Genomic DNA, 19,579 nt, shown 5'->3' with positions numbered 1-19,579 from the left:
TTTAGTTCCAGACGTTCCGCCGGAACGTCTCTACAACTTAGATGTAAGCCGAAAATGAAGTCTCAAACCAGAATAAATGTTGTAGTCATTTTAGCGACTATAATAATGGCGAGTTGTTCAGGAAACAGCATCCCCTTTCTCGGACAATCTCGCCCCCAGCCAATCCCTCCGCCGGAACCGATTAATTGTCCAGAAATACCAACAGTTGAGGAAATACCAAATACTCCTGTTTCGGGTCAAGTTTATGGGCGCGAGTTTTCCTTAGACAAGTCAGATATTTCGTTTCCTAAACTACGGATACAGCATGGAAATATTGATCCCCAGGCAATCACAGTGTTATTTATTTTTGACATACTCATTGGTGCTTCGTCTCCTGTAGAACCGATAGAGTATGACACGTCCAAGGTGGAAGGAACAACCTATGCTTACGGAGGAAGATACGGCACAGAACGCGAAAGTATCTGGGATTATCGTGTTGATGCAACGGAGTATGTGAAGAACCTGCAAGAGGATTCGGATGTCGATCATTATACGTTGTGGGATTACAGTACACTTGACGACCTAGATTACCGAGTATTTTTGCAGATTGGTCAGCGACAGGGAGATTACCTGCCGGGAAAACTCTATCTGTGCGTACCGAAAATGGCAACTGAGATTCAGGGTACTTTTAACGCTAAACTATCACTGGGTAGCGGAACGTTTGTAGGTGACTGAACATTCAGTACCTTGTTCTAATCACCCTAAATAGGGGAAAGCCAATTGTGAAGGCGAGAATTCCTTAATTGAACAAAGGACAAATGACCAATGACATAAGACAAATTACCATTGACCCGCCAACGCCGCCCGACACCGTTCGCAAATCGTGGGATGCTCGATAATTTTACCCACAAAAGGTGAATAATTCCAGCAACGATCGCACTTTTCTCCTTCAGCTTTGACAATCCCTACCCAAACCTGTTCCGACTGACTGCGATAGTCCGCATTTTCAATCGCATCCGGGGAATCTAACACCTCAACTTGGGAGGCTAAAAATAGATAGCGCAACTCATCTACCCCGTTACTGAGAACCGTAAACCGTTCCCCTAGAATTCTGGGTTGGGGTTGTACTGGCGCTGGGGGTGCGGCTTCAGGTTCCGCCGTTTCGGGTTCCGGTTGGGGAGAACCTTCACCCAATACCTCAGTTTTTAGCGATCGCGCTTTTTCTGCTAATTCTTGCCGATTGGGGGCGCGGAGTAAATAGCGATTGACAAACCAACCACTGTAGCCCACTCCCACCAGTTGCAACATATCAGCCAATAAGGGTAAACGGGCGATCGAAGCTAATACGGTTGCGGTTACTTTTAAGGTAATCGGTACCCCTACCACGACTCCCACCGTTAACCATACGCGCTGATTTTCGCTGAACACCTGGCGTAGTGTCGTCAAGACAGTGGACAGAATTTGATTAACATTCCACTCTTGTTCCCCTGTGTCTAAGGACAGCGTTTCTGAAGCTAATGCGGCTTCTGGTTCCTCCCCCATCACCATCAGTTCCGGTTTCGGGGTTTGCAACCACAGGCGGGGAATCCCACTGGGGTTTAATTTCCGCAACTGTTGGCGTAATTGCGTATCGGGGACATGAAGCAAGACTTTCGCTTCTAGAGAAGAACCTATCATTTTCTCCGCCCGGGCTTGTTCTAATACCTTATTTACTTCGGTGCGAATCGCCCGTAACCTTGTCCATTTCTCCACCAATTCCGGCTTTTTCCAGGTTTCATCTAACTGCACCCATCCCGACTCAAACACCGATTTATAAGGTGTGGGATAAGGCAGATATTGCCAAATATCTTCTGCTGTATGGCATAATACAGGGGCGATTGATCGGGCTAAATTTTCCAATGCGATCGCTAATACCGTCTGACAACTGCGTCGTCGTACCGAATCGGGATGACTAATATACAGGCGGTCTTTTGCCATATCCAAATAAAAGTTAGACAAATCCACCACACAGAAATTCTGCACCGTTTGGAAGAAGCGGAAAAACTGATAACTGTCAAACGCCTCAGTCACCTCACCAAACACCTCCGTTATCCGGTGCAGCATATAACGGTCTAATTCCGGTAACTGTTCATACGCCACGGCATTTTTAGCCGGGTCAAAATCATGCAAATTCCCCAATAAAAATCGCGCTGTATTGCGAATCTTGCGATAAATATCGGAAAGCTGTTTCAGTATTCCTTGACCAATGGGAACATCCACCGAATAGTCCACCGAAGACACCCACAGCCGCAGCATATCTGCACCATACGGCGGTTCCTGTTTATGATTCTTTCCGCCTTCAATAATTGTCGCCGGGTCTACCACATTCCCCACAGATTTACTCATTTTACGTCCTTGTTCATCCAGAACAAAGCCGTGGGTTAATACCGATTTATAGGGCGCACAACCATTTGTCGCCACACTGGTGAGGATACTGGATTGGAACCAGCCCCGATGTTGGTCTGACCCTTCCAGGTACATATCGACAGGGTAGGATAATTCCTCACGTTCTTGCACAACTCCCGCCCAAGAGGAACCGGAGTCAAACCAGACATCCATCGTATCGGTGCCTTTGCGGTAGGTGCGACCATTATTTCGGTAGGATTCGGGTAATAATTCAGTTACGGGCAATTCCCACCACGCATCTGACCCTTTTTCGGCAATAATCCCTTGGACGTGGGCGATGGTTTCTTCGGTTAGCAGGGGTTCATTTGTTTCCTCGTCATAAAACACCGGAATCGGTACACCCCAACTCCGTTGGCGGGAGATACACCAATCGGAACGTTCCGACACCATGGCGGTAATCCGGTTTTCACCTTGGGAAGGAATCCAATTAACGGATTGAATTGCTTTCATCACTTCTTCCCGGAAGCCATCCACCGACGCAAACCATTGTTCCGTCGCCCGGAAGATAGTTGGTTCTTTGGTGCGCCAATCGTAGGGATATTTATGGATGTAGTTTTCTTCTTTCAGGAACGAACCCGCCTCTTTCAGGGCGTCAATCACCGCAGGATTCGCATTCCGCAGTACATTTAACCCAGCAAAGGGTCCCGCTTCGGTGGTAAAATCTCCATTTCCATCTACGGGAGAGATAATCGGTAAATTGTAGCGCTGACCGACGATATAATCTTCTTGACCATGACCGGGTGCGGTATGAACTAATCCCGTGCCCGATTCTGTGGTAATGTAATCGCCACCAATTACAATCGGACTTTCCCGGTCAAACAGGGGATGACGATAGGTACACTGGTCTAATTCCTGTCCTTTTAGCGTGGTTTTGACGGTTAGGTCTTTATCCAGGGTTTGAGAGAGGCGTTCCACTAATTCCGCCGCTACGATTAAGTATTTAAACCCTTCAGCTTCTGTGTCGAAGTCGGCTGATTCTGATTCTAGGGAGTCCTCGTCTTGAGTGGGGGCAAATCCTTTTGCCTTTGTCTTACTTGGTTTCGAGGATTTCTCCGCCTCCTGACTGGCTGATTTCTCCGACACTTCTACAATCGCGTAGGTGAGTTCGGGATTCACCGCCACGGCTAAGTTACCGGGAATTGTCCAGGGGGTAGTTGTCCAAATTGCTACGCCCAAATCTACTAAATAGGGTTTTAGCTTCGCTTCCACTGAATCCGTGGCTTTGGTCAGGGGAAATGCGGCATAAAGACTACGGGAGGTATGTCCTTCCGGATATTCTAACTCCGCTTCTGCCAAGGCGGTTTGGGAACTGGGACTCCAATGAACAGGTTTCATTCCCCGATAGATATACCCTTTTAGCACCATCTGACCAAATACGCCAATTTGGGCGGCTTCGTATTCGGGGGTTAAGGTTAGGTAAGGATGATCCCAGTCTCCCCATACACCATAGCGTTGAAACCCTTGGCGTTGCTGATCAACGGTTTTCAGGGCAAATTTTCGGGCTTTGCGCCGCAGTTTTATCGGGGTTAGGGCTTGGCGTTCTTCGGCGTCCATGGCTTGCAGGACTTTCAGTTCAATGGGTAAGCCATGGCAATCCCAGCCGGGGACGTAGCGAACTTTATACCCTTGCAGCAGCTTATACTTATTGATGATATCTTTGAGAATTTTATTCAGGGCGTGTCCAATATGCAACGCCCCATTCGCGTAGGGGGGACCATCATGCAGGATGAAACTATCACCGGGATTCGTCTGTGACAGTCGCTGATAAATTTGTTGGTCTTGCCAATATTTTTGCAGTTCCGGTTCCCGTTTGACCGCGTTTGCCCGCATACTAAATTGGGTTTGGGGCAGGTTTACGGTGTCTTTGTAGGATTTAGCTTCTGTCACAGTTCGACCTATGGGTTAGTGGTTTTACGTTTAGGGGAGTCGGGATTAGTCCCGATTACTCCTTTTTACAATAAGTAGTTTTATCTATCCCTACATTATGGGTGAGAATTTGCCATCCTTTCAACTTTACTGGGGAGGATTTTCTGAATTTTGAGGTTGTTGAGTTTTAGAATCACCTTCATCCATGGGTTCAGCCGAGGGGGATAAGGGCGCTTCTGGGGTAATGTCTGCGTCTGGAGTCTCTAAGGATTCTGATTCTGGGGAAGGGTTCACCTCGTCTACTGGTTCCGGTTGGGGTGGAGTTGGGCGGATGAGTTGTTCCGAGTCGGCGAATTCTTCTGGAGTTTCTGGAGGTTGGCTGTCTTGGTTTTGGGGGAGTTCTGGTTCCGGTGGTGATGTGTCTGTGACTGGGGAAGTGTCAACAGTTAGGGGTTCCTCGGCTACGGCTGTCTCTTCCATATCCTGACTCGGAGTTGGGGATTCCTGGAGTGAGGTATCTGGCTGACTGGATTCAGGGCGTTCTGGTTCGGGTGAGGGGGGAATATCCTCCGATACTGTCTGGGGTTCCTGTGGTTTAGCGGGTTTCTCTTTACTTTTACCCAAGAGATTATTGAAAAATCCACTAATTCCCCCGCGTTGTTTGGGTGGGTTCGTGGGTTCGATAGGATTCTCTGTTGTTGGTGTCTCAGTTACCGTTGGTTCTTCTACAGGAGTTTCAGCAACAGTGGGTTCAGTTATCGTTGGTTCTGCTGCGGGAGTTTCAGATAGAGACTCTTCTGGCGCAATCTCCTCTATCGCTTCTGGTGGGGTTGTTTCCACTACCGATTCTTGAACTTGTTCTGTTGACGTTGTTTCATCGGTTTCCGTAACTTCCGCCGATTCGGTAATATCCGCCATTACGGGTTCTGTGACGGCTTCCTCTGTTCCCTCTGTGGAAGAAGACACAGGAACATCGCTTACTTCTGGCGGTTTAATCTCCTCTGTTATCTCTGTCACTGTTTCTGGGAAGGATTCACCAATTTCCGTTTCTGCTGTGGCGATTTCCGTCTCTGGCGTGGCGGGTTCGGTTGCAGGTTCTGGTGTCGCGACTGGGGTTGGCGTCACGGGCGGTTTCTGGAATCTTCGGGCGACGGGTTGAACCACTAGACTTTTTGCCAATTGGAATATCCCAGAACCAACGATTTTCTGCTGAACTTGGGGCGAAATTTCGGTTTGGGCTTCGGGTAAAGCCAACTGTCGTCGCAGGGTTAAGGTTTCCCAGCCTAACCATCCCAATAGGGATACACTAGCGATTTGACTCAGGAGTACCGCCCCCGTAATCCGTCCGGCGCACACCCACAAGACGAGGGCGTAGAAAAATCCTACACCACTCCATACAAAGTCGCTTTTACGGTGGACTTCGGGAAAAAAGAATGCTGCCATGTAATAGGCAAAGCTACCAAGACCGATAACCAACGCGAGGACGTATGGCAACATTAGGCGGATACTCCTTGAATCTGACGTTCATCATTGTAGAGGGTATAGGGTTAGAGGAACCCTTAACTCTATCCTTATTATTTTCAGCAGGTCGAGTGCGATCGCGCCAAGTCCATTGTAACGAGATGTTACAAGCTCCCGTTTATTTGCTGCCTTGTCGGGGTATCATCCTTGCGCCCGATTCCAATCCCATCGCTGACGACAAACGTCACCCTAGGATGAATGGTACTGACTGGTATGCTGGTGGGCAATGCCAACCCTACATGGCTAAACCCGCCCATGTAGGTTTGAATAATCCATTTTATAAACAAAGTGAAAGAACCGTCGCTTACACATCTGATGAGATTCTTCCCTTTGGTCAGAATGACAGGTTGTAACGTAGTAGGGTATCCGTGTTTGCGCTAGTTTGTAGTAGGCACTTTAGTGCCTTATAATGTCCGATGTGTCGGTATCGAAATGATGTTTTTTTAACGCAGAGGACGCAGAGGGAAACGCAGAGGTACGCAGAGGGATTGGCAGTATTGAGGGGAATTTGTCGAGATTGGGAGTAGTAAACGGAAATTAGATGATAGGTGGTTTATCTGTTCGATTGTTTGTCTGTTCGATTGTTTGTCATTGGTGCTGACACGGACGCTTGATGGAGGCGCGGATGATTCGCCATAGGATTAGGGTGGTAAATGCAAGTAGGGCAAAGGGAAATGCGATTAATCCAACCATGAAGCATAAGACTAGATGCAGTTTACCCCGTTGAGCAAATTTAATTGTTGATTTGAGCCACTGGGGATAAGGCATCGCATCAAGGGGAAGCTCCAGTTCTTGTAATATTTGGGTGGCTTGATAAGCGGTAGCAAATCCTTCCTTTACTCTACCGCATTGATAATAGGCTTGAGCTAATTTTTGCAGAGTTCTGGCAATCTCATGGCGATTTCCGATTTCTTTAAAAATCATCAACGACTGCTGATAATTCTCAATGGTTTGTTTGTATTCTCCTAAGCGATTATAAGCATTACCCAAACCGATGAATGTCTCTACCATAAAACTGTGAGTGCCTATTTTATGTTGAATCTCCAAAGCTTGTTGATAGTATCCAATTGCTTGTTGATATTCTCTTAGAGAATTGTAAACTTTGCCTAAATTATGTAGAGAAACAGCAATGCCATAGCGATGACTAATTTTTTCAAAAATCACTAAAGATTTCTGATGATATTCAATAGCTAGTGAGTATTTCTCTAGGGAATGGTAAGCATTGCCTAAATCATTCAGACATCTAGCAATTGCACAACGCTCTCCGACTTCCTTTTGAATCGCTAAAGCTTGCTGATAGTATTCAATTGAATTTTGGTATTGTCCTAAGCAACTATAAGTATTACCTAAATTATTTAGAGCATCGGCAATACCACTGCGATTGCCAATTTCTTGTTGAATCGTTAAGGATTCCATTAAAAATTCAATAGAGTCTTGGTATTGTCCTAGGCAGTTATAAGCATTGCCTAAATTTATTAAGGAATTAGCCATACCACGGCGATCACCGATTTGCCGTTGAATTGCTAAAGATTGTTGAGAAAATTTTATGGCAATTTTGTGTTGTCCTAAGTCATGATAAACAACACCCAAATTATCCATGGCAATAGCCAGACTATTACAATCACCGATTTCTTTACAAACTACTATAGATAGCTGGTAATATTCAGTTGCTTGTTGGTATTCTCCTAAGCAACTATAAGTATTACCCAAACCTATGAAGGTGTGTGACATACCGCAGCGATCGCCTATTTTTTGTTCAATTGCCAAAGCTTGTTGATGGTATGCTATTGAACATTGGTATTCTCCTAGAGAAAAATAAGCAGCACCTAGATTATATAAAGAACTAGCAATTGCAAGACGATTTCCTATTTCTTGACTAATCACTAAAGACTGCTTATGATAATCTATCGCTTTTTTATATTCTCCTAAATAACGGTAAACCACGCCTAAGTTATCCAAAGAACTAGCGATTCCACCTTGATCACTATTGTCTTGAAATAAAGCTAAAGATTTTTTATAGTATTCAATTGCTTGTTTATAGTCTGCTAATAAAAGGCAAACACTCCCCAAATTCATCAAAGGTTTAGAAGATTTACTTTTATCACCATTTTCTTGAAATAAAGCTAAAGATTTTTGATGGTATTCAATCGATTGTCGATATTCGCATAGTGAACGGTAAGAATTTCCCAAATTATTCAGACAAACAGCAATTGCATTTTGTAAGAACTTCTTATCCCTAATATAACCACTATTGTTTTTAAAAAAAATTAAAGCTTCCTGAGAGTATTCTATTGATTTTTTATAGTCTCCTATAAAATAATAAGCATTCCCCAAATTCAGCCGAGAAATAGCAACATAAGTGCGATTGCCAATTTCCTTAAATATGGCTAAAGACTGCTTGTCATAGTCTATGGCTTTTGGGTATTCTCCTAAATGAGAATAAGCACTTCCTAAATCTATAAGTAATGAACCAAATACCCAATCTGATTTGCTTCGATTCCACTCCCAAATTAATCGATTATACAATCTAACCTGAATCTGATTATACCCACGCAACTTTAAAAACTCATGGCAGTAGTGCAGAATGTTGAAAGCTGGAATATACTTTTTAAGTTCACACCAGTGATAGAATATTTCCAAGTATTCGGTTACATCCTCTATTCCTTTCCAAGGAGGTTGTTTAAGATTTAAACGATAATAATCAATCGCCCGTTGATGCGCCTGGGTTAAATCTTCCGCTTGGCATTTCGCATACTCCTGAATCAATGGCTGAAACTTAAACCATCGCCCCCCATCTTTATCTCTCTCTTCCTGTAGTAGAGAACGCCTCACCAACTGACGCAAATCTTTCTCAATGCTTTTGGTATCGAGGTTGTCCCTTTTAGATCCCCCCAACCCCCCTTCAAAAGGGGGGCTAAGAGAATCTGGAGAATCTAAGGAAGAATCTAGAGAGGATCTTTCCTGCTTATTTTGAGGTTGAGATACCTCCAAATCCCGTTCAAAAGAGAGACTATGAATTTGCGCCAGCGCCATCGCTGAATTAAAGGGAATTCGATAAACACATACTCCCAATATCAATCGCTGCATTCTCTGACTAATCCGCCCAAAACTCTCATCTAACACCCGCCGCATCCAGATATCAACTGTACCCCGATGCAATCCTTTTAAATTGTCATCCGTTAACAAATGGGATATATCCGCCAACCCATAGCGCTGCAAATACCGAATCTGCGGATCAACTTCTTCCTCTTCTAATAAAAACCCAGCCACCAGCGTTAATAATAACGGATGTCCCTCTACCTTCTGGGAAAACTCGACTAATTCCTCCTCGGTTCCCCGAATTCCCAACGCCTGTAATAACGTCGCCCCTTCCACTGATTCTAATCCTAGTAAGGATAACCATTGACATCGAATCGGTGGCAAATCCAACCGTTCTCTCGTTGTCACCAACACCACACTTTTGCCGCCACATTCCAACCAGCCATAGAAAAACTGCCGATAGGATTCATCACGAATAGACGTATTCTTATTATCCTCACCATCAGATTGCAGTAGGGTTTCTAGATTATCCATCACCAGCAAATACCGCCCCTGACGTAGATGATTGACTAATGCATCTCCCAGGGATTGTTCAGGTATCGCCTCGATGGTTTCCGGAGATAGTCCAAATTTCAATAAGACTCGCCGCGCTAACTCGGTAAACCCAATCCGGCTAATATCTGCCCAAACTTTATCGTCAAATTCTGTGCTATCCTCGTCGTAAATCTTAGCCGCCAGTGTTGATTTTCCTAACCCACCGATACCCGTAATTCCAATTAAGCGAGTCTTTCCATCCGCCATCCAATCCCGAATAGTTTGGCGTTCTAAGTTTCGCCCTTGCCAATTATCGGTACTGGGGCGGATTTCATCTAAATTTGGTGGGGTGCTACGCTGATTTTCTACCAGTAGTCAGTAGAAATTATTGCCCAGATGTTTAATATTGTTACCAGAGATGTCCTGATCCCCAACTTGTCCAACGTTTTTACTTTTGTTTTGAAAAGTTTTGTGACTACGATCGCTCTTTTGATTCAGAGTCCGCTGATCGGCTATACTACTGACGTTCACAACATGTCCAGCTAAACGTTCCACCTCTTGGGCAAAAGCCGGATCTTGTTTCATCGCCGCTTGTAAATACTGTGTTACTTTGGCTAAGTCCGGTTGAGAACCCTGTTGGGCGGCTGCGATCGCGCGATCAGCATCCGGATATCTTGACAATTTGGGCATGATAGTATCTCGTGCTTTCCTAATCATGCTTTCTGTTGCTTTACCCACACCTGTTTCGATAGCAGCACCAAAAACGATTTTGGCAAATTCTGTGACGAGTAGTTCTGGTATCATAGCTTAGCGAATGAAGCGGATCATCAGAGTTGCTATTCTATTTTAGCCCTACCGCGCTGGGTTAAGAGTTGACTCAGCCTAGACAAAGTAACCCTATTCTGATTTTCAGCAGGTTGAGTGCGATCGCGCCAAGTCAATTGTAACGAGATGTTACAAACTCTTAGTTCAATCGTCCTGTTTTTAAGCCAAAGTCATTACCCAGCAAAGGTCACACGGTTTTTTTTTATCGTGCGATCGCGTAGAACATAGTGTTGGAAACTATTTTAATGTCGCCATTCCAGGGAAGTTCTACCCGTCAGCAAAATTATCAACAGTCAGACCAGAGTTCTGCCCCATTTTATGAGTTTTGGACGTTGAATCAAAACACTGATTTCACAGATTTTTAGCAATGGTAGGGGTGGGGATGTGAGAGGTTAGTGACACTGATTACACAGATTTATTTTTAGTTCGTAGTTGCGCTTTAGCGCCATCAACGCTCGCATCACAGACTCAAAACCCCATATACGAATGTCAACGGTGAGTAGTAGAGACTTATGAACGAATGGGCTATTGCACGTCTCCCCCAGCTTCCCTTCACCACAACCCTTATTCAGCCACCCCTAATTCCCCTGCACAAAACTCATCAATATCACTGACATCGGGATTGGTGTGGAGATAGTCCTGCAACCAGTCGCAACCGCGAACCAGCAAGTCATCTAACGTCTCCACCCGCCATAAGCGCACGGTTCCGTCTCCTGAAGCGCTAGCAATTTGCTTTCCATCGGGGCTAAAGCTGACACTCAAAACCCAATCTTCATGACCGCGAAGGACGGCTAATTCGGCTCCCTTTTTATCCCACAACCGCACGGTTCCGTCTCCCGAAGCGCTAGCAATTTGCGCTCCATCGGGGCTAAACGTGACACTCCTAACCCAATTTTCATGACCGCGCAGGACAGCTAATTCTTTGCCCTTTTTATCCCACAACCGCACGGTTTTGTCCCACGAAGCGCTAGCAATTTGCGCTCCATCGGGGCTAAACGTGACACTCCCAACCGAAGATTCATGACCGCGCAGGACGGCTAATTCGGCTCCCTTTTTATCCCACAACCGCACGGTTCCGTCAGATGAAGCGCTAGCAATTTGCGCTCCATCGGGGCTAAACGTGACACTCCCAACCGAAGATTCATGACCGCGCAGGACGGCTAATTCGGCTCCCTTTTTATCCCACAACCGCACGGTTCCGTCATCTGAAGCGCTAGCAATTTGCTCTCCATCGGGGCTAAACGTGACACTCCTAACCGAATCTTCATGACCGCGCAGGACGGCTAATTCTTTGCCCTTTTTATCCCACAACCGCACGGTTTTGTCCCACGAAGCGCTAGCAATTTGCGCTCCATCGGGGCTAAACGTGACACTCCCAACCGAAGATTCATGACCGCGCAGGACGGCTAATTCGGCTCCCTTTTTATCCCACAACCGCACGGTTCCGTCAGATGAAGCGCTAGCAATTTGCGCTCCATCGGGGCTAAACGTGACACTCCCAACCCAAGATTCATGACCGCGCAGGACGGCTAATTCGGCTCCCTTTTTATCCCACAACCGCACGGTTCCGTCATCTGAAGCGCTAGCAATTTGCTCTCCATCGGGGCTAAACGTGACACTAATAACCGAAGCTTCATGACCGCGCAGGACGGCTAATTCGGCTCCCTTTTTATCCCACAACCGCACCGTTCCGTCTCCCGAAGCGCTAGCAATTTGCGCTCCATCGGGGCTAAACGTGACACTCAAAACCGAAGCTTCATGACCGCGCAGGACGGCTAATTCGGCTCCCTTTTTATCCCACAACCGCACGGTTCCGTCCTCCGAAGCGCTAGCAATTTGCGCTCCATCGGGGCTAAACGTGACACTCCCAACCCAAGATTCATGACCGCGCAGGACGGCTAATTCGGCTCCCTTTTTATCCCACAACCGCACGGTTCCGTCTCCCGAAGCGCTAGCAATTTGCTCTCCATCGGGGCTAAACGTGACACTCCCAACCCAATCTTCATGACCGCGCAGGACGGCTAATTCGGCTCCCTTTTTATCCCACAACCGCACGGTTCCGTCCTCCGAAGCGCTAGCAATTTGCGCTCCATCGGGGCTAAACGTGACACTCGAAACCCAATCTTCATGACCGCGCAGGACGGCTAATTCGGCTCCCTTTTTATCCCACAACCGCACGGTTCCGTCCTCCGAAGCGCTAGCAATTTGCGCTCCATCGGGGCTAAACGTGACACTCAAAACCGAAGCTTCATGACCGCGCAGGACGGCTAATTCGGCTCCCTTTTTATCCCACAACCGCACGGTTCCGTCAGATGAAGCGCTAGCAATTTGCTCTCCATCGGGGCTAAACGTGACACTCCTAACCCAATCTTCATGACCGCGCAGTTGATTTCGCTCGCGAATTTGATCCAAAATCTGTTGTAGTGCGGAGAGGGGACTATAGGCGGGATACTGATTAATCGGTTGGTCTTTAACCAAGGCTTTTAGCTCTTTCCCTGCTTCCATAGCAGTGAGTAGTGCCGGAATTTGAGTATAGTTAAATTGCCGTAAAGCCAATGTACCGCGCCGTTCGAGTTCCGTTCCTTTCAGGGCTTCTTCAGTTTGTTTATTCGCTTCTGCTCGTTCGGCTTCGGCTTGTGCGAGAGAGGCTTGAGCGAATTCAAACTGCTCTTGAGCATCCTTAACTTTAGCTTCGGCTAATTCTACCTGTTCATTCGCCTCCTGTTCTCGTCGTTTCGCCACTTCCACCTGTCGGTTGGCGGCTTCTGCTTGCTGTTGAGCCTGAGCCGCATTCTGTTGAGCAGTGGTTTCTCGCTGTTGAGCAGCAGCGACTTGTTGTTGAGCCGCGACAACTCGCTGTTTGGCTATTTTGGCTCGCTCCAGCGCTTCTTTCTCCCGTTTTTCTGTCTCATTAAGTCGCTGACGCGCATTGTCTGCTTGTTTTTGAGCCTCTACGAATTGTTGTTTCGCTATCTCGACTCCCTGAAGTGCATCTTCCTCTCCTTGTTTCGCGTCTTCCTCTCCCTGTTGAGCAGCTAATTCAGCTTGACGCGCTGCTTGCTCTCGTTGTTGAGCCTCTTGAATATCTCGATTCGCTGTCGCACCTGTCCAAGCTAACCCAAATCCGGCGCTGATTACTGTCAATACCAATACCACTGAACCCACCCGCACCCGCCGCGAGACTTTGCGATTTTCTGCGGCTAATTCCTGCTTAGTTTGCTCCGCTTGTTCCACCTCCACCATCACCCGTTCTCGTTCCCCTTGAACCAGGCGTAACTCTCCCCGCACCCGTTCAATACTCCGCTCCAACTGCTGACGCTGTTCCCGTTCCCGATTCAATTGGGCGATAATTTCTTGTATCTTTGGCTCTTGCTGCTGGCGAATAAAGGACACTAAATAATCATGCACCAACTGATAGCGGTCATCCGGCGTATCAGGAACAACAAAAACTAACCCCGATAACACTAAAATCTCTAAAATTAAATCCAACTGACTCGCCGCTACTGTGACAAAATCCTTTAACTCCTCCTCCAACTCCCCACGAGTTTTCAGCAATCGCCGCTCTTTCTCATCCGTCAACAAATACAACAACACCTCCGCCACGGGCTGATTTTCTTCGCCGCAATCCTCCACCACTTCCGCCAGATAGCGCAACACCAATTCTTCCTTTGTGCCAAACTGTTGATACTCCGCCAAGGTTCTAATTCCCTCGGCTTGCAGTTGCGCCCCGACTACCTGTAACTCAATCGGGCGTACTTTCTGATAATCTCCCGCTAAATCCTGCACCAGTTGTTCAATTAACGCCGATTCCAGCTTAAAATTAGACCGCTCTGTGAGTTGAACGATTAGGCTTTGGGCTTCCTCTGGAGTAAAATTAGTGATTTTATACAGAACATTCTTACTCAAAAGGTCATTACCAATGGACTCCATTCCCGGTCTATCGACTAAATGATGCAAATAATCCCGACGGATAGAAAAGATAATCTTAACAGGTAAAATATTTAAGCAGTTGCCCAAAAACCTAAATAATTCATTTCTTAACGCTTTTCTATTCGCCACAAAAAAGAATTCTTCAAACTGGTCAAAAATGAACACAATTCGCACCTGCTGAGTTTCACTCTGGCGCAAGGCTTCTAGAATCGCGGCTTGAGAGTCGAGGGGTTGAGTGATGGGAATATTGTGTGTTTCTAGCGTGGCGGTTAATTGCTGTCCGATTTCCTGTAGCCAATCGGTATAAACTTGGATCAAAATCGGAAAAATGCGTTGTCCACTGGCGGTTGTTTGGCGTAGGGTTGGCACTAATCCGGCATTCACCAAGGAACTTTTTCCCACACCAGAGAAACCGTGAAGGACAATAACTTTATGATCATTCCGTGTCACCCGTTGCACCAATTCCCGCACATCTTTTTCCCGCCCCGATGCGATAATTTCTGGGGCGATGAAACCTAACCCCCCAGCCCCCTTCCCTGCGAGGGAAGGGGGAGAATTCAGGACAGAAGGGGGAGAATTCAAGACGAAATGTGGAGTATTGAGTACAGAATGTGAAGTATTCAAAGCCTCTCTCCTTGAAGGAGAGAGGTTTGGAGAGAGGTTTGCCCCAACAGTCGATGGAATGCGACTGGCACCGATAAACGCCCTTAATCCTAATTGGGTTTCAACGGTTTGCCGTTCCTGTTTAATTTTAAAGGCTTTTAGATAATCTTTTGTCTGCCAGTAGAGATCATGTAAATCGCCTAAAATATCCAGATAAAGCCGAGGATAGGATAACGGTTGACTGATACCATGGGCAAATTCTAACTGTTCAATCGCCGCCAAACATTGACCTAAATTAACGTGCGATCGCGCTTTAATCCAATAGCATCGGCTAATTAGCTCTACATCAATCCTATTCCTTGGCGAATGGAATTCGCGGCTAGACAAACCAAGTCCGCCTGCGCGGACTAACAATAAATTAAGATTAAGAGTTTTGGAACCCGCCCTTCGCTTCGCTCGAGGGTAAACTCCGGCGGGTTTCGTTTGTGTAGTTGCGGTTTCAACCGCCCCACTTAAAATGGTGTCAGCTATCAGTTCTATGTGACTTAACGCAGTTTCCGCCAATTCCTGCGCCGCTTGCCAACGTTCTTCAGCCAAAGCAACATCAGCCAAAAACGTATAATCCAACGCCAATTTATCCCGGCGATTTTCCCCTTGGTCAAACACCAACGCCTGTTCCGCCAAATCCCGTAATTGTTGCCAATCCTGCAACTCCCGCAAAACCGCACCAAACACCCCAATCGAATCAGCAATTAAATCCGGACGTTGCGCCCGATGAAAGGCAGTTAAGGCTTGCTGAATAGAGTCCTTAATTTTAGCTTGAATCTGATTATAGTCATCCCTAGAAATTGTCCCAGGTTGAATCCGATTAATTTGGCAGAAATAACCATAAACCATCTCCCTTAAAACAATCCCTTCATACTCAAAACGCTGCAATTCCTGCCAACATTCCCAGGCTTGCTCAAAATAATCAATCGCCGTTTGAATCTCTCCCTGCTGTTCTTGACAAATTCCCAATAATGTGAATAAAGCCGCCGCTAATTCCGGTTCTAACCCGTTATCCTCTAACTGCAACTCCCCCTCAGCCGCCTCTAATTCTCCCCTAAGTTCAATACACTCCATCTCGGTTAAATTCAACCCATCCGCCAACCATTGATCCGCCTTCCCTTGAATAAACGCCGCCAACTCCCCACGGCTAATCGTAAACTGACTACTCACACCCCAACTTTGCAGATTTCGAGCAAACTGCATCCATTGCGCCTTCACTGAATCCGTCACCCAAACCACAACCGGAAACGGACAATGGTGACGAAACTCTTCCCGCACCAAATCCGCCCCCGCCAGCATCTTCTCCAGGGATAGCACCGACTCCAACCCCAAAACCATCAGCGCCCCCGGTTTATCCCCCTGCAACTCCCTCTGAATCCGCTGATAAAGCGCCGTATCATCAGGACTCAGCGTAATCGTGCGAATGTTCAAAGGAGACGAATCCTGGAGGACTTGAATCAGACGCGATCGCACTCTGTCATAATTACATCGGGCAAAAACCAGCAAAAACTGACCCTGAAAAGCATCCAGCGTCAACGCCAGTTCCTCAAGTTCGGTTTGATTCTCCGGTGTAATATCAGGTAGCTGCGACATCGTTTCGTTCGTAGTAGTTCGTTCGTAGTAGGCGCTTTAGCGCCATCATCGCGTAAACACTTACCCTCAAATTCTAAGCAACATTATCCGACATCGGGGATTAAGCCGAGGGCGACCCAAGTCAATTAAGTGGAATCGCCTTGTCCATTGATGCAGGCGGGTCGCCCCTACAGTTAACTTAAATAAAGGGCGACCCGATAAATTGAATGGAATCGAGTTGTTCATTAATGCAGGCGGGTCGCCCCTACAGAACATATTGTTGTTGGTTAGACAGAGGTCATCTCTACGTGAACCAATGGCGACCCAAGCATTCAATGGAATCGCATTGTCCATGAATGCAAGCGGATCGCCCCTACCACAGTCTCAGCGGTTAAGTTCAGTCCTCAACGGTTCATCATAATTTAAACGGTACTTATTATAAAATTGCGAAATTATTATATCTCAAATCCTCACAAAAAAATAAAAAAAAGGCGTCACAATATGCCACAATAAAGAATCAAAACCAGTAATTAAACAAACACATCGCCATTTGAAACTTGAATGACACGAAAGCCTCACGATCAATTTGCCAAGCAATACCTAGAGGAATTATTAGCCCCTCTAGGAAGCGTCGAAACCAGCCGCGAAATAGCCCCAGAAATCCGCCAAGTTGATGTTTGGTTTGTACCAACCCCATCACCAGCAACCACCGCCGAAAACCTGGGATTACTGGGGCGAATGGCAACAACCGCCTGTCTATTAGAACCCTTCCGCAATCCACCCAACCCCGCCGAGGTACTCGACTGCCAAAGCAAGTTAAACTCAGTGCGTAGTGAAATGCGGCGAAAAGCCAGACGAGAACGAACTTCATTCCCCGACACCGATTGGCCCCATTTGTGGATTCTCTCACCCTCTTGTTCCCCAAGGTTGTTAGACGGATTTGGTGCCACACTCCATCCCTCAGAAGACTGGGGAGAAGGGGTATATTTCATGGCAAAATTTCTGAAAACAGCATTAATCGCCATCAACCAACTGCCAGTCACTGAAGATACACTATAGCAATCCTAAATAGGATGCAACAAGCGAAAAGCTCGAAAGCCAGGTATAGCAAGGGTTTCATTTTTGAAAATTGCCACAACCTAAATAGGATTGCTATATGGTTAAGGGTTCTGGGAAAACGCGGAACACAGAAACAAGCGATCAATGAATTGGTAGCTTTACCCCAACAGAACCCCTATCGGCAGACCATTCTACAGATTCTGGCAAACTGGCGTATCACGATCAACGAAAGCGAAAATTTAAGTGAACAAGACAGGGAATTGCTCATGAACTTATCACCAGCGTATTTAAAATGGCAAGAAGAAACCTTAGAACAAGGCAAGCGAGAAGGGATACAAGAAGGCAGACTGGAAGGTAGACTTGAAGGCAGACTGGAAGGACAACGACAAATGGCGGAAAACTTCCTGCGAGTGCGATTTGGGGAACTTGACCCCGAATTAGCCAGTACGATCGCGCCCATGTTACAATTACCCCCTCAAGAGTTAACTCGGCTGTTATTTAACCTTGAACGAGAGGAACTCTTACTGTGGTTTGGTAATCTGCCCATTCAAGACGATACCTCAAGACAAGAAGCTGTAGAACGATTTCTGAGAGTACGATTTGGGGAACTTGACCCCGAATTAGCCAGTGCGATCGCGCCCATGTTACAATTGCCCCCTCAAGAGTTAACCCCCCTACTCATTACCCTTTCGCGTGAACAATTGTTAGAACGGTTTACCTTAAAGCCAAATGACCAGTGACTATTCCCTTAACTCCTTAGCATCTGCCAAAACCGGATTAATATCAAACCAAGACTCGCCGCGATCGCGATATTCAAACACCAGCCGACTATAAATTAATTTCTGATACCCATCATCTCCACTCACTTTCTTCCGTTCCCGAACTTTTCGCAATAACCCCCATTCGTGATCATCAATGGTAAGCGTCATTTCATTACGACGACTGCGAATCAAACCCTCTAACGTTTCACGAGTCAACCGCCCTTGTTTAAGATCCTTCTTCAACCACTGGATCAACAGTTGTAATAAATCCCGCACATGACCCCCACTGACACGACACAAGCGGTCTAAACTCTCCGGATGGTCAAAAATGTCATTCACCCGATTTAACCGCCCTTGTTCGTCCAAATCCGGTAACGCCCGCGCCAGAACCATCTGCCGCAGCAATCTCATTCCCTCCTCACAGTCACTCCCATCCACCTGCTGCACCTGTACCATAGGCAAAACCTTGGGTTCTTCCTTGTATCGCTGGGTTAACCTAGCATATTCATCAGCAAACTTTAACGCCAAGGGCATGGTATAAACAACATGGCAGTTAAACTTTTGCAAATATTCCGCCTGATCAATAAAAATATATTCCTGTTGCGATCGCCCCCAACCTTTAGTTTGACCCTCAATCCGATCCAAGTTATCCACAATCACGACTAATCCCCGTTTCCCCTGCTGTTGCAATTGCGCGATCGCAGGTTCAATCAATTCCTGATTAATCGCCGCTAATAACTCAGCTTTCTTCGGTCCCAAAAACTGATTCAGCCGTTCTCGCAATCCCGAATCCGCTCGTGCCTTAGCCGTAATCTTACCAATCCCGAACGCCAAAGACAACGCCCCTTTGTCATTCGCCTTCACTTTCACATCGGGAACCCCTGGCATTTTCGGCAAGCCTAACTCCACCTCCGATAAATCATACTCCGTCTGCAACAGTTCCGCCGTCCGTTTCAGCAACCGCTTCAATCCCTGGGGTTCCGCGATCGCCACATCTGCTAAACTTTGACTAATCCGCCGTGCGATCGCCAGTAACACATCGGCAATATCCACATCTGCCATTTCCAAGTCATCACTCGACTCAAAATAAACAATATGGAACCCCTCCGCCTCCAATTCCGCCTTCAGCCGCAGTAACTCCGTAGATTTGCCACAGCCGATATGTCCGGTAAACAAATCACAACTTGGCTGATTCGCATAGAATATCGTAATATTCTCCTTCAACTCCTCAATAACCGTCCCACCCCGAACCGGAGAGAAGTCGATATAGTATTTGCGATCCTCTGGATCAGCGATATTAATCGTCTGACCGGGATTTGTTGCCTTAAAAAATGTCAGTAAATCTATACTCATAGCATCTTAGATTTAGCTGTAACCTTGTCCCTCGCCCCAGAATT

Annotated in this window: 10 protein-coding genes; 4 read left to right on the top strand and 6 right to left on the bottom strand. The window is 46.6% G+C overall.

Going from position 1 to position 19,579, the window contains the following annotated elements; all coding sequences use genetic code 11:
- Positions 1-105 precede the first annotated feature (105 nt).
- Entirely contained in the window at positions 106-714 is a 609-nt protein-coding gene (locus tag MC7420_RS02745) for a hypothetical protein (RefSeq protein WP_006098701.1), read from the top strand.
- A 105-nt stretch (positions 715-819) separates the two neighbouring features.
- Here the strand turns inward: MC7420_RS02745 and ileS are convergent, their stop codons facing one another.
- On the bottom strand, positions 820-4,311 hold the full coding sequence (gene ileS / locus MC7420_RS02740) for an isoleucine--tRNA ligase (RefSeq protein ID WP_006098341.1): 3,492 nt from the start codon (positions 4,309-4,311) through the stop codon (positions 820-822).
- 126 nt (positions 4,312-4,437) lie between these two features.
- Complete coding sequence (locus MC7420_RS34795) at positions 4,438-5,787, bottom strand: Ycf66 family protein (protein ID WP_052307415.1); 1,350 nt, start codon at positions 5,785-5,787, stop codon at positions 4,438-4,440.
- On the opposite strand from MC7420_RS34795, the gene MC7420_RS02730 reads away from it, so the two are divergent.
- Complete coding sequence (locus tag MC7420_RS02730) at positions 5,778-6,164, top strand: hypothetical protein (RefSeq protein WP_006098464.1); 387 nt, start codon at positions 5,778-5,780, stop codon at positions 6,162-6,164. The genes MC7420_RS34795 and MC7420_RS02730 overlap by 10 nt on opposite strands.
- A 235-nt stretch (positions 6,165-6,399) precedes the next feature.
- Here MC7420_RS02730 and MC7420_RS02725 read toward each other — a convergent pair whose 3' ends face one another.
- The 3 genes from MC7420_RS02725 to MC7420_RS42225 all read right to left on the bottom strand — a co-directional run bounded on the left by MC7420_RS02725 (position 6,400) and on the right by MC7420_RS42225 (position 16,383).
- Positions 6,400-9,651: a tetratricopeptide repeat protein gene (locus MC7420_RS02725; protein ID WP_006098569.1), complete on the bottom strand. Its 3,252-nt coding sequence runs from the start codon at positions 9,649-9,651 to the stop codon at positions 6,400-6,402.
- A gap of 108 nt (positions 9,652-9,759) precedes the next feature.
- Complete coding sequence (locus tag MC7420_RS02720) at positions 9,760-10,188, bottom strand: hypothetical protein (RefSeq protein ID WP_006098548.1); 429 nt, start codon at positions 10,186-10,188, stop codon at positions 9,760-9,762.
- Between the two features lie 585 nt (positions 10,189-10,773).
- Positions 10,774-16,383 (bottom strand): nSTAND1 domain-containing NTPase, encoded by a 5,610-nt coding sequence (locus MC7420_RS42225; RefSeq protein ID WP_006098605.1) that lies wholly within the window; start codon positions 16,381-16,383, stop codon positions 10,774-10,776.
- Positions 16,384-16,923: 540 nt separating this feature from the next.
- On the opposite strand from MC7420_RS42225, the gene MC7420_RS43710 reads away from it, so the two are divergent.
- Complete coding sequence (locus MC7420_RS43710) at positions 16,924-17,421, top strand: hypothetical protein (protein ID WP_006098550.1); 498 nt, start codon at positions 16,924-16,926, stop codon at positions 17,419-17,421.
- 14 nt (positions 17,422-17,435) lie between these two features.
- Positions 17,436-18,161, top strand: coding sequence for a hypothetical protein (locus tag MC7420_RS43705; RefSeq protein WP_315897213.1), 726 nt, complete (start codon positions 17,436-17,438; stop codon positions 18,159-18,161).
- Here the strand turns inward: MC7420_RS43705 and MC7420_RS02705 are convergent, their stop codons facing one another.
- Positions 18,162-19,535, bottom strand: coding sequence for an AAA family ATPase (locus MC7420_RS02705; protein ID WP_006098665.1), 1,374 nt, complete (start codon positions 19,533-19,535; stop codon positions 18,162-18,164).
- Between the last annotated feature and the right edge of the window lie 44 nt (positions 19,536-19,579).

This window comes from Coleofasciculus chthonoplastes PCC 7420 (assembly GCF_000155555.1).
Lineage (GTDB): Bacteria > Cyanobacteriota > Cyanobacteriia > Cyanobacteriales > Coleofasciculaceae > Coleofasciculus > Coleofasciculus chthonoplastes_A.
The sequence above is the reverse complement of the archived record's forward strand: the minus strand, read 5'-3'. Positions and strand labels throughout refer to the sequence as shown.

Excerpts from the sequence above, each read along its gene's own strand:
- MC7420_RS43710 (WP_006098550.1), top strand. The coding sequence starts at position 16,924 with ATGACACGAAAGCCTCACGATCAATTTGCCAAGCAATACCTAGAGGAA.
- MC7420_RS02745 (WP_006098701.1), top strand. The coding sequence starts at position 106 with ATGGCGAGTTGTTCAGGAAACAGCATCCCCTTTCTCGGACAATCTCGC.
- MC7420_RS02725 (WP_006098569.1), bottom strand. The coding sequence starts at position 9,651 with ATGGCGGATGGAAAGACTCGCTTAATTGGAATTACGGGTATCGGTGGG.
- MC7420_RS34795 (WP_052307415.1), bottom strand. The coding sequence starts at position 5,787 with ATGTTGCCATACGTCCTCGCGTTGGTTATCGGTCTTGGTAGCTTTGCC.
- MC7420_RS02720 (WP_006098548.1), bottom strand. The coding sequence starts at position 10,188 with ATGATACCAGAACTACTCGTCACAGAATTTGCCAAAATCGTTTTTGGT.
- MC7420_RS02705 (WP_006098665.1), bottom strand. The coding sequence starts at position 19,535 with ATGAGTATAGATTTACTGACATTTTTTAAGGCAACAAATCCCGGTCAG.
- MC7420_RS43705 (WP_315897213.1), top strand. The coding sequence starts at position 17,436 with ATGCAACAAGCGAAAAGCTCGAAAGCCAGGTATAGCAAGGGTTTCATT.
- MC7420_RS02730 (WP_006098464.1), top strand. The coding sequence starts at position 5,778 with ATGGCAACATTAGGCGGATACTCCTTGAATCTGACGTTCATCATTGTA.
- MC7420_RS42225 (WP_006098605.1), bottom strand. The coding sequence starts at position 16,383 with ATGTCGCAGCTACCTGATATTACACCGGAGAATCAAACCGAACTTGAG.